Origin of the sequence: Longibacter sp. (assembly GCF_051155795.1) — a bacterium.
Lineage (GTDB): Bacteria > Bacteroidota > Rhodothermia > Rhodothermales > Salinibacteraceae > Longibacter.
In genome coordinates, this window is record NZ_DAXETW010000148.1 from 1 (window position 1) to 10,742 (window position 10,742).

11 protein-coding genes are annotated in these 10,742 nt (G+C 62.8%); 2 read left to right on the top strand and 9 right to left on the bottom strand.

What is annotated here, in order from left to right:
* Positions 1-455: 455 nt before the first annotated feature.
* The 4 genes from ACFCU0_RS14145 to ACFCU0_RS14160 all read right to left on the bottom strand — a co-directional run bounded on the left by ACFCU0_RS14145 (position 456) and on the right by ACFCU0_RS14160 (position 2,776).
* Positions 456-1,043, bottom strand: coding sequence for a DinB family protein (locus ACFCU0_RS14145; protein WP_434974330.1), 588 nt, complete (start codon positions 1,041-1,043; stop codon positions 456-458).
* Positions 1,044-1,085: 42 nt separating this feature from the next.
* Positions 1,086-2,267 carry a JmjC domain-containing protein gene (locus ACFCU0_RS14150; protein WP_434974331.1) on the bottom strand — a complete coding sequence of 394 codons (1,182 nt, stop codon included), beginning with the start codon at positions 2,265-2,267 and terminating at the stop codon, positions 1,086-1,088.
* 79 nt (positions 2,268-2,346) lie between these two features.
* Positions 2,347-2,535, bottom strand: coding sequence for a zinc ribbon domain-containing protein (locus ACFCU0_RS14155; protein WP_434974332.1), 189 nt, complete (start codon positions 2,533-2,535; stop codon positions 2,347-2,349).
* A gap of 43 nt (positions 2,536-2,578) precedes the next feature.
* Positions 2,579-2,776, bottom strand: coding sequence for a hypothetical protein (locus ACFCU0_RS14160; protein WP_434974333.1), 198 nt, complete (start codon positions 2,774-2,776; stop codon positions 2,579-2,581).
* A 230-nt stretch (positions 2,777-3,006) separates the two neighbouring features.
* Here ACFCU0_RS14160 and ACFCU0_RS14165 point away from each other — a divergent pair, with 230 nt between their 5' ends.
* On the top strand, positions 3,007-3,714 hold the full coding sequence (locus ACFCU0_RS14165) for a DUF4159 domain-containing protein (protein WP_434974334.1): 708 nt from the start codon (positions 3,007-3,009) through the stop codon (positions 3,712-3,714).
* A 437-nt stretch (positions 3,715-4,151) separates the two neighbouring features.
* Complete coding sequence (locus tag ACFCU0_RS14170) at positions 4,152-4,439, top strand: hypothetical protein (protein WP_434974335.1); 288 nt, start codon at positions 4,152-4,154, stop codon at positions 4,437-4,439.
* Positions 4,440-4,560: 121 nt separating this feature from the next.
* On the opposite strand, the gene ACFCU0_RS14175 is transcribed toward ACFCU0_RS14170, so the two are convergent.
* From ACFCU0_RS14175 to ACFCU0_RS14195, 5 genes are all read right to left on the bottom strand, one after another.
* The gene (locus ACFCU0_RS14175; RefSeq protein WP_434974336.1) at positions 4,561-5,319 is read right to left on the bottom strand and encodes a hypothetical protein; all 759 of its coding nucleotides are present in this window, start codon (positions 5,317-5,319) and stop codon (positions 4,561-4,563) included.
* An 82-nt stretch (positions 5,320-5,401) separates the two neighbouring features.
* A complete protein-coding gene (locus tag ACFCU0_RS14180) occupies positions 5,402-5,659 on the bottom strand; it encodes a YgaP family membrane protein (RefSeq protein ID WP_434974337.1) in 258 nt (85 codons plus the stop codon).
* An 81-nt stretch (positions 5,660-5,740) separates the two neighbouring features.
* Positions 5,741-6,049, bottom strand: coding sequence for a hypothetical protein (locus ACFCU0_RS14185; protein WP_434974338.1), 309 nt, complete (start codon positions 6,047-6,049; stop codon positions 5,741-5,743).
* A gap of 100 nt (positions 6,050-6,149) precedes the next feature.
* Entirely contained in the window at positions 6,150-9,401 is a 3,252-nt protein-coding gene (locus tag ACFCU0_RS14190; protein ID WP_434974339.1) for an efflux RND transporter permease subunit, read from the bottom strand.
* Positions 9,402-9,470: 69 nt separating this feature from the next.
* Positions 9,471-10,544, bottom strand: coding sequence for an efflux RND transporter periplasmic adaptor subunit (locus ACFCU0_RS14195; protein WP_434974340.1), 1,074 nt, complete (start codon positions 10,542-10,544; stop codon positions 9,471-9,473).
* Positions 10,545-10,742 lie beyond the last annotated feature (198 nt).

The window sequence follows — 10,742 nt, forward strand, 5'->3', positions numbered from 1 at the left end:
CTTCCTGTCTGAAACCTCGAAGCAACCCGCCAGACTGCGAGTCCAGGCTCATAGAGAGGTTGAGTCCAAGGGATGACCTTCCAGGCCCTTCGAAGAATTTCAGCGTAGTGGACCGGACCCTTCGCTGATCTTCGGCAGGCCTTGACTTTTTTTATTTCATGAGTCGCTTCGCTCCCGTCGCCCGTCTGTCCGCGCTTCGTCTAGCGCTGCGCCGTTCGCTGCGGAACGAATCCGAACTCGCGAGCTCCGCTCGCTCAAACAGGGATTCGTTCTCGTCATGGCTCGGCTACGCGCTCAAGACGACGAACCGCGCAAGGCCGGGGGCACTGCTTGACAATCCGATCTGTAGCGCCATCGCCTGGATCGCGAGAACCTACAGACCTACAAACCTACAGACATACACACAATTCTCCCCATCTCCCTCTCACCCCTTCCCCCGCGCCCTTCCCCAAACCTCAAACCCCGCCCCCCGCTCGAACGCGTTCGACGGCGTCGCGGGCTTGCTTCAGGTGGCGTTGTTCGTGGGCGATCGTTGCCTCGTACCAGGCGCCGAGGCTGATTGATAGGATCGGCATGGCAGGGGAGGCCACGCGCACCTTTCGCAGGTCGAGGCCCTCGGATCGTTCGCAGCAAGCGATGAAGTCGTCCTGTAACTGCAGAAACTCCGTGGCGACGGCATTTGTCTCGAGGGTGTGTCGCGCGTCCGGCGTGTAGGACGAGGGCGCCGGAATCGACAATATGGACGACGGCTGCATCAGCCGGATCATGATGCGGCTGACGAACCCGTACCGGAACGGCCCCTGCCCGAACGGGCCGTTTTCTTCCGCGTCATTGATCCGTCGTTCCATGCGCGTGAGCAAGAGCCAGCCCGCCGTGTTAAGATGGTCGAGGCACTGAATCGCTGACCACGCGTCCGGTGCCGGCGCCGTGTTCAGGACATCATCCTCGGCGGAGTGAATCAACGCTTCCGCGTCGCGCTTGATGGTCTGGAAGCCGGTCAGATACGGTTGAATGGCGGGGGCGGTGGTACCGGGAGAGGGCATGGGTTGCGAGACCTTGTTAGGCGATGCGGTTTGGGGAGATGCTTATGCGAGGCCGGGTGAAAGCTCCAGGAGGCCGTCGTTCACGAGGGTCTGGAGAAGAGAGGTGAACGCCTCGTCGTCCAGGTGGGGACGCAGGTCGTCGGCGGGTATGAACTCAGAGCCGGTGAGGAGGGGCGCGGCGTAGGCGATTTCGTCGCCGAGCAGGATTTCAGAGCCGTTGACGAACAGGCTGGCCGTTTCGTCGTCGTTCCGGATGAACGCAAGCCGTGTCGCCGGGCCGCGCCGGACGCCCTGTCCCGAACGAATGGCCTCGCGAACATCCGCTGCGGAGAGATCTTCCGGCAGCGGCATGGCAAAGCGGTCACGTTTCGGCTCCGTGATGAACGAGCCGAACCACCGGTCGATGGACGCGTCGTCCTCCGTCAGGCCGCGCAGAAGGGTCCGGATGCTCTCTCTTGCGTCGTCCCCGATCTCTCCCGGCTCGCTCGGGACCGACAGGTTCGGGTCGCCGTATCGGGCGTCCGGGTCGGTGCGCTCCATGGCGTACTGCATGAAGTCGGCGATCAGCTCCTCGTGGCTCGGGGCACGAAATCCGACGGAGTAGGTCATGCAGGCATCATCCATGGACACGCCGTGGTGCGCGATACGGGGAGGAAGGTAAAGCATGTCGCCCGGCTCGAGAACCGCCTCGCGATCGGCCACGAAGTCCTTGAGCATGCGTACGTCGAGGTCCGGGACGATCTCCTCATCGTGGACGGGCTCCTCGCCCCATTCCCACCGCCGCTTGCCCTGTCCCTGCAGCAGAAACACGTCGTAGTTGTCGATGTGGGCGCCAACGTTTCCTTCGCGGGGCGCGTAGCTTACCATCACGTCGTCGATCCGCCACTTCGGCACAAACGAAAACGCATCGAGCAGGTCCCCGACCTCCGGGATGAGCCGGTCGACTTCCTGGACGAGTACCGTCCACTTCGTTTCCGGCAGGCTAAGAAAATCGTCCTCGTCGAACGGGCCGAATCGCAGTTCCCACGGATACTCGCCTCCCTCCTCCAGGATCAGTCGGCTCTCCACACCTTCCTCGCATGCGAGGCCCGCCAGCTCCCCCGGTTCCAGCGGCGACTCGAAGTCCGGCAGCGCGCCACGAATCAGCAGCGGCTTTTTCTGCCAGTACTCGGTAAGAAAGGTCTCGGGCGAACGGTCTCCGAGAAGTGTCGAGGGAATGAGCATAGGGAAGGCGAATTGCGAATTGCGAAGGGCGAAGGGCGAAGTGCGAATGGGGAGGGGATTCTGGCCCGGAGGGTGGGGGTTAGCCCAGGAGGTACATGATGCCTTTGATGGCGGGCCAGAGCATCAGGAGGACGAGGAGCCACGCTACCCAGCGCGTACTGGTCGCCCGTTCGGGAAATTCGTAACCGCAGTACGGGCACACGTCAACGTCACCGTCGTCCTCGTACTCGACGGCACAGGACGGGCACTTGCTGTATTCGTCAGACATTCGGGGCGTAGTGCAGGCACAGAAAGCGGCGAGGACCGTGGGCCTACATGAGCTGCGAAGCGAGCTCTTTGAGAAGAAGTTCGGCGTCCTCGTCCGGAATGTCTTCTGGATCGAAGCCCAGCGCCGCGATGTCGTCGTCCATGGGCGCGTCGGCGGATTCCAGGTCGATGGACTTCAGCAGAAGCGCTGCGGCGCCGGTGGCAACGCCGGTAATCAGGAGGGCTTTCAGGAAGCGGGACATGGTGTGCGGGACGGGTGGATAGGTCGCGTGAGACAGACAAACGCTCGGTGCGGACACGGGTTCGGCGGGCCAATCCCGCCCTGGCCAGCGAGACGTCCCGTCCGAGAGGCGCCGAGCCATCGCGTCGGTAGCCGATTGAATCATGTGCGGATGGGCGGAGCGGCGATGAATCCTGCGCCGCCACAACGGGTTTATCCATCGTCGATTTTTCGCCACGCGCCGATGCACGAATGCTGTATTTCTTCTCGTCGAACATCGCATGCTCCACCCTGGTGGCGGGCCTAATCTGCCTGCTGGCGCTTCCGCCCACGTGGACGCCGGTGCAGGCACAGTCCTCGGACGCAAGCGTCACAATCGCACGCGTCAAGTACGGAGGTGGGGGTGACTGGTACAGTGACGAGCAGTCGCTGCCCGAACTGCTGTCGTTTGTCCGGCAGAATACGCTCCTGGACGTGGCGCCGGACGCGGAAACCGTCGAGCTCACAAGCGACAACCTGTTCTCCTACCCGTACCTGTACCTGACCGGCCACGGAAACATTAGCCTGTCACCGACGGAAGTGGAACGGCTACGGCAGTACCTGCTGGGCGGTGGATTTCTCCACATTGATGACAACTACGGTCTGGACGAACACGTCCGGCGCGAACTCTCGACCGTCTTCCCCGACCGCGAGCTGGAGGAAATTCCCTTCGATCATCCGATTTACAATACGCGCTATTCGTTTCGGGACGGCCTGCCCAAGATTCACGAGCACGATGGAGAGGCGCCTCAGGGATTCGGCATTCGCGACGACGGCGGACGCATCATGGTGTTCTACACATACGAGACGGATCTGGGCGACGGATGGGAGCCGGCCTCCGTGCACAACAATTCGCCGGAGAAGCGACAGGCGGCTCTTCGCATGGGCGCAAACATCCTGACGTACGCCATGACGCACTAACGGTCGGGCAAAACGACCCGGGGCCGGACCCGGCATGGCATTACGATATCACGGATCCATGAGTAGAGCTCGGGTCCGAGCTGGTCAGGAGGGACGGACGAAGTCTTCACCTTCTCGGGCATCGGCGTCCCTTGCGCCGGTCCCGCTACTCGTCGATCGTTTGTGCTAATGGCAGGTGGGAGCGTGCAGGGATGTGCATCCCGCGTTGCGCTTCCGTTGGTATACTCGAGGATCGACGCTTCAGTCCGATTTCGTGAACGTGACGTTGGGATCTCTCAGGCGTGTCGAGGCGGAATCTAAGCGTGGATAAAGCTGTGTGATCGGATTGTAAGGAACGGGAATGCAGCGGACTTTTCCCGAGCCCCGTTGGTAAGGGTCTACGGCATGCAACTTGTACTGTCCATGGTCACGCAGCACACGAATCAACCTCGAGCATCATGGCTACTGAATCGGTTCCTGTAGATATCGACGCGTCCCTTATGGAGCGTGCAGCGCAGGTTGCGCGCAGAGAGGGGCGGAGTGTGGAAGGCCTTATCGAGGACCTTTTGCGTCGCCGGGTATCCACGCTTCACGAGTACACCGGCGCCGGGTCAACCGCCGAAACCGACGAGTCACCGGAAGACCGTGCGGCGGATGACGCGTCCGTTAACGACGTGTGGGACCGCATGAATCGGTCGCTGCAGGGCGGTCCGGATCTTGGCTTCGGCGAGTCACGCGCGGCCTGAACGGAGCGGATTGCAGCAACAGGAGCGTAGCCGCAGCGGCCGGTATCCCGAAACGGGTGTCGGCCTTTTGCATGTCCCGGTAGCATCCGTCCGGGATGGGGAAGAATGAAGCCGTGCAGGATTACCCGGCTTCGCCGTTCGGGGGAGAGGGAGCGTCATTGTCCGGAGACGTGGTAGGAGAGAGATGGGCATCACGGACGGCGACACGCGCGAGGACGACCGGCCATACGCGAGGCATTACCCGGGCGTAGGCGATGCCGAGCAGGATGACCACGCCGAGGGCCCAGAAGCCGCCCCACTGCAGGACGAAGACCGGCCAGACGGCTGCGTGAACCAATCCGACGATCCAGTTTGCGCTGATGGGGAAAATGACATCCCATAGCATCATGGCCAGGTCTTGCGTGAGGAACGCAAAGGGATCCGTCGATGCGCGAGAGACGGCCCCGCCCCACGCATCGGTCTGGAACCAGGCGGAGTCCCCCACCTCGCGAATCTGATAGGCGAGAAAGGTAATCGTCGCGACGAGGCCGTAGAATCCGCCGCCGAAGCGAGGAAGGGCTCGTACCATGTAGCGACCTGCCGTCAGCAGGTGGGAGGACGACGGACGCGATCGCAATCCCGCAGCCGAGCGAAGGTAGGTCCGTCCGGCCTGTGCGATCACGTATAGGGGAATGCCGACCATGATCAGCACCTCGATCAGTGGACCGATGGTGCCGGTGGCGATGGCGACACCGCTAACCGCGATGACGACGAACCACACCATGTAGGGTGACCGGGACGGTTGGTCTCGGAAGGCATGACCCGCCGACGCGGACCGATTTGGGGACGGCGCGCCGGCGCCCTGCACAGCGTCGGATGAAGGGTCGGGCGAAAGAGACATGGCAGACGGGGAGGTGCGCGACCGGTGTCGCCGGAAGAGGTGGACGGTTTGCGCGGACATGGCAACTGGCGCCTTAGTACCACTAAACGTCCCTGCCAGTTTCGGCGTATTCCGGCCGTTTGGCGTCCCCGGTGAGCCAGCCATGCAAGATTTGTGGCGGGCAGAACCCGGTGAATGCGCTCTGGATCAGGTTAACAGCGGCGAATACGGTGATCAGGTAGCCCCATGCCGGGCCGAAGTACCCGAGGGCGAGTCCGGCGAGTACGACCGAACCTCCGAGGATGCGGACGATCTTCTCGTCGGTGGAGGGGATGCGGCAGGCGGCAGGGTGGTCGGTCATGGAGTGCTGCTCGGCTGAACGTGTGGAAGAATGACGAGCCGCGTGCTGTTGGCTGCATGGATGCGAACGCATGGCGTGACCTCAGATGCTGCGGTCCACCGGCATCTGGAAGGCCCGGATCGGATGCTCCGGATCCGTGTCCGCGTTGAGCGTCGCAATGGCATCCAGTAGCTGTTCCGCCTGGTCCGCGGGCAAGAACGCCCAGGTGAGCGTGGAATACGCTGGATGCGAGGCATGTCCGAACCACCCGACGTCGGCAGCCGACGGGGACTGTGTGTGGTGATAGCCTTTGATGTCGATCTCGCTAAACACCTGGATGGAGTGCTCGCGGTACATCCGGTGGAGCGCCTTCCGGTTCGAATCCAGGCTCATGACGGCGACGAGTTTCATGGGAGAGGTGGTCAGGTGTTGAGGTGTTCGAGCGTTTCGGTGGTCAGGTGTTCGATGGTCGGTTGGTTCAAGGGGCTGCTGTATGCTCCGGCATGAGGCGTCACTCCGCGACCCGTGCCGTGTCGGCGAGTTCGTTTCGGAGCATGAAGTAGATCAGAGGCACGATCAGAAGCGTGAGTGCCGTCGACGCGATGGCGCCGCCCATGAGCGAGATGGCCAACCCCTGAAAGACCGGATCGAAGAGGATGACCACCGCACCGATCACCACGGTGCCGGCCGTTAGCAGGATGGGGCGGGTTCGCACCGCGCCGGCCTCGATCACCGCCTGTCGAAGGGGCACGTCGTCGTCCAGCCTGAGGTTGATGAAGTCGATTAACAGGACGGAATTACGCACCATGATCCCGGCTAAAGCGATGAACCCGATCATGGACGTGGCGGTGAAGAAGGCGCCGAGCATCCAGTGGCCGAGGACGATGCCGATGAGTGAGAGCGGGATGGCGACCATCATTACCAGCGGCACCAGGAGGTCCTGAAACCACCCCACGATCAGGATATAGATGATGAGCAACACGACCGCGAAGGCGATGCCCAGGTCGCGGAAGACCTTGTAGGTGATGCGCCACTCGCCGTCCCATTTCAGCGAATACCCGTCCGTGGCGAAGGGCTGGTCTGTGTACAGCTGACTGAAATCATATCCCGCGGGCGCTTTGATGTCTTCGAGGCGTTCTTCCATGTCGAGCATCGCGTAGACCGGGCTTTCGATGTCGCCCGCCACGTCTGCCATCACGTAGACGACGCGCCGCTGATTTTTGCGGTCGATAGACTTGTCGCGCACGCCTTTCTCGATGGTGACGAGGTCGGCGACCGGAATCATCGCCTCCGTCTGCGACTGCACGCGGATGTTTTGCAGGTCGGCCAGGCTCGACCGATTCCTTTGCCCGAGCTGCACGTGTACACCTACGGGCGAACGTTCCTGGGGCAGGTGCATCGTGGTCACGTCCTGACCGCCCACGGCGAGCCGCATGGTCTCGGAGATTTGGGCGGCGGAAACGCCTGCGCGCATGGCCTTCTCCTTGTAGATGTCGAAGGTATATTTCGTCTGGTCGTCTTCGACGCGCCAGTCGACATCCACCACGCCCTCCGTGGCCTCGAAGACCTGTCGGACGCTGTCCGCGAGGGCGATCTGGGTGTCGATGTCGGGCCCGTAGATTTCAGCGACCAGGGTGGCGCGCACCGGCGGGCCGGGCGGCACTTCGGCGACCTTGACGCGCGCGTCATAGCGCCTGCCGACATCCGTCAGTGGATTGCGCATGCGCTTTGCGATGGCGTGGCTCTGCTCGTCGCGGCTGTGGGCGGAGATGAGGTTGACCTGGATGTCTCCCTGGTGCGGCGCAGAGCGCATATCGTAGTGGCGGACGAGCCCGTTCAGATTCACGGGCGCGGCGTCGCCGGCGTACGTCTGCACGTCCGTCACCTCTGGCTGCCGCGCGAGGTAGGCCGACATTTCCCGGAGCACGGCGTCTGTGCGCTCCAGGGTCGTGCCCTCCGGCATGTCGACGACGACCTGGAATTCGTCCTTGTCGTCGTACGGCAGCATCTTCACGGTGACGACGCGGAAGTAGAAGAGAGACACCGTTCCGAGCAGGAGCAGTGTGGTCACGCCAATGAACGACCACCGCCTCCACGGGCTGTTCAGCATCGGCTCGATGGTCGCTGCGTACCAGCGGTAAATCAGCGTCTCCTCAAGATGGTAGTCGGACTCCCCGCCGTATTTCTCCTCGTCGTTTCCACCGGCGATGAGGCGGTAGGCGAGATACGGCGTAATGATAAGGGCGACAACGAGGGAAAACGTCATGGCCATCGATGCACCGATCGGCATCGGGCTCATGTACGGTCCCATCAGGCCGCTCACGAACGCCATCGGCAGCACGGCCGCGATGACCGTCAGGGTGGCGAGGATGGTCGGGTTGCCGACCTCGTTTATTGCTGTGATCGCCGACTGGAATTTCGGCAATCGCTTCATCTTGAAGTGTCGCTCCATATTCTCCGCCACGATGATCGAGTCGTCCACCACGATGCCCGTCACGAAGATGAGCGCGAAGAGGGTGATGCGATTGAGCGTGTACCCGAAGAAGTAGTAGACGAAGAGCGTCAGGGCAAAGCTAATGGGGACCGATAGAAACACGACGAGTCCGCCACGCCAGCCCATGGCGAGACTGACGATGAAGGTGACGGCGACGATCGCGGCGAGCAGGTGAATCAACAGCTCCGAGACCTTATCGGACGCCGATTTGCCGTAGTTACGGGTGGTGGTGACCGTGACCTCGTTCGGTACGAGCGTTGCCTGCATCCCATCCAGCTTCTCGAGGGCGCGCTCGGCAATGGTCATGGCGTCTTTGCCGCTGCGTTTCGCGATCGCGACGGTAACGGCGGGCTTCAGACCGCTCGTCTGCTGGCGTGCTGCCGGTGTTGTGGGAGCGGTGCTGGCGTGACCGGCACCGTAGCCGAACGAGACGTACCGGTGGGGTTCAGCGGGTCCGTCCTGCACGTCCGCAACCTGTCGAAGGTAGACCGGGCTCCCCTGGTGCACGCCCACTACGAGGTTCTGAACCTCTTCCGCGGAGGCGAGGAACGCTCCGGTCTCGACCATGAACGACGTATCGCCCTTCTCAAACGTACCTGCATCGACCTGCTGGTTGGCTGCCCGGAGCTGCCGCGCGATGGCGGGCGGGTCGACGTTGTAGGCGGCCAACCGGTTCGGGTCGAGGGTGACGCGCATCGTGCGCTCGCGTCCCCCGTGGACGCTCACGTCCGCGACGCCGTCGACGGCCTTGAGGTCCATCGCCATCTCCTCCCCGATGCGGCGGAGCTGGTAGTCGTCGTAGTCCTCGTGATCGGAGTGAAGCGTCAGCGTGAGGACGGGTACGTCGTCCACGGCCCGCGTCTGAATCAGCGGCATGCTCGCGCCGGGCGGCATCTGGTCCATGTGCTTGAGCATTTCCTCGTAGAGCTTCACCATGCTCTGCTCGGAGGGCTCCCCGACAAAGTACCGGACCGACACGAGGGCCTGCCCCGGCATCGACGTCGAATAGACGTACTCAACGCCCTCGATGTTGGTGACGAGGCGTTCCAGCGGCTCTGCCACACGCCGCTCGACCTCTTGCGGGGTGGCGCCCGGATAGCGGACCGCGATATCCGCCATCGGCACCTCGATTTGCGGGTCTTCTTCCTTGGGCGTGAGCCAGGCGCTGTACAGCCCGATGGCGAGGAAGGCCGCCATGAGGAGGGGCGTCAACTTCGAGTTGATGAAGCCGCGGGCGATGGTGCCGGCGAGTCCGTTCGTCTGTGCCATGGTAGATCGGGAAATTGAATCGATGCTCGGCCCCGGAGAAGGGGCGGCGGGAAGGGGGAGGGCGATCCGTTACCGCGTATGAACCGTCTGCCCGTCCAGAATGCGACCGGCGGCGTCGGCGATGTAGGTCTCGCCCGGTCGGAGCCCGGAGAGAACCTCGACGCGATCGCCGCGCTTCTCACCGAGTCGGACCCACCGGAGCAGAGCCGTCGAGTCCCGGACGGCGAAGAGGCCGGTGAGCTGGCCGCGGTGGACGATGGCCGCTTCGGGGACGGTCAGCGACGGGACGGCTTCCACCGGGTACAGTATTTCGGCGTACATCCCTGACTTAATCGCGGACGTGTTCTCTCGGTCGAGCCGAACCTGCACCTCGAACTGACGGCTGGCGTAGTTCCCTGCAGGGTTGATCTGCGTCACGATGCCGGATCGTTTTGCCTGATCCGCCGCACCGACGGTTACGGAAACGGACTCGCCCATCTGGAAGCGATTGATCTCGGCTTCCGGGACCTGCACGAGGGCTTTCAGATCGTCGAGCGTTTCGACGACGAGCAGCGGTCGTCCCGGCGTGGCGAGGGCGCCTGTCTCGGAGCGTTTCTCCACGACGAAGCCGTCGATCGGAGAGGTAATCGTGGCGTAGTCGAGCGTGTCATTAATCTCGGCCAACTGGCCCTCCAGGGCCTGCACGCGAGCTTTCGCGCGTTCGTAGCCCGTTTTCGCGTCGTCGAACTCCTTCTGCGTGGCGCTGTCTTTTGCTTTCAGGGTCCGGATGCGATCAAAGTTCGTCTCGGCGTTCTGCAAGGCCGCCCGTGCCTCCTGAAGGCGTGCCTCGACCTGCTGCTTCTGTGCCTTCAGGTTCTGGCTGCGCACGCGGGCCAGCGTCTGGCCGCGGCGGACCTGGTCGCCGGCCTCTACGTCGAGTGACGTGATCGTCCCCATCATCTTGGTTGAGAGCGGAATGCGGCGTGCTCCCTGAATCGTGCCACTGTATCGGTAGACCGTGGGCTCCGCCGATTCAGCTGCGACAGCCGTGGTCACCGACATCGGCTCTGCATCGGACGGATTCGGCGCCTCCTCGGAGCTGCAGGCGGAGAACGTGAGCGCGGAGGTGAGGAGCAGGGCAGCGAGTAAGCGGGTACGGGTCATTGAAATGTGGATTGTGGGTTTGGGGAGATGAATTGTGGATAGTGGATTAGAGCGGATTCGAACGTTCGGGTTGAGACGAAAGTGAGAAGCGAAATCCGATTAACCACTCCCGATCACACCCACCAATCTCACCTCGTGAGAGTCCGTTCGGTGAGGAGCTCCAGCCGGTAGAGGGTGATGTTGTGCCGGTAGAGGGCC

Bases quoted from the DNA above. Each gene is read 5' to 3' on its own strand.
- ACFCU0_RS14145 (WP_434974330.1), bottom strand. From the start codon at position 1,043: ATGCCCTCTCCCGGTACCACCGCCCCCGCCATTCAACCGTATCTGACC.
- ACFCU0_RS14150 (WP_434974331.1), bottom strand. From the start codon at position 2,267: ATGCTCATTCCCTCGACACTTCTCGGAGACCGTTCGCCCGAGACCTTT.
- ACFCU0_RS14155 (WP_434974332.1), bottom strand. From the start codon at position 2,535: ATGTCTGACGAATACAGCAAGTGCCCGTCCTGTGCCGTCGAGTACGAG.
- ACFCU0_RS14160 (WP_434974333.1), bottom strand. From the start codon at position 2,776: ATGTCCCGCTTCCTGAAAGCCCTCCTGATTACCGGCGTTGCCACCGGC.
- ACFCU0_RS14165 (WP_434974334.1), top strand. From the start codon at position 3,007: ATGCTGTATTTCTTCTCGTCGAACATCGCATGCTCCACCCTGGTGGCG.
- ACFCU0_RS14170 (WP_434974335.1), top strand. From the start codon at position 4,152: ATGGCTACTGAATCGGTTCCTGTAGATATCGACGCGTCCCTTATGGAG.
- ACFCU0_RS14175 (WP_434974336.1), bottom strand. From the start codon at position 5,319: ATGTCTCTTTCGCCCGACCCTTCATCCGACGCTGTGCAGGGCGCCGGC.
- ACFCU0_RS14180 (WP_434974337.1), bottom strand. From the start codon at position 5,659: ATGACCGACCACCCTGCCGCCTGCCGCATCCCCTCCACCGACGAGAAG.
- ACFCU0_RS14185 (WP_434974338.1), bottom strand. From the start codon at position 6,049: ATGAAACTCGTCGCCGTCATGAGCCTGGATTCGAACCGGAAGGCGCTC.
- ACFCU0_RS14190 (WP_434974339.1), bottom strand. From the start codon at position 9,401: ATGGCACAGACGAACGGACTCGCCGGCACCATCGCCCGCGGCTTCATC.
- ACFCU0_RS14195 (WP_434974340.1), bottom strand. From the start codon at position 10,544: ATGACCCGTACCCGCTTACTCGCTGCCCTGCTCCTCACCTCCGCGCTC.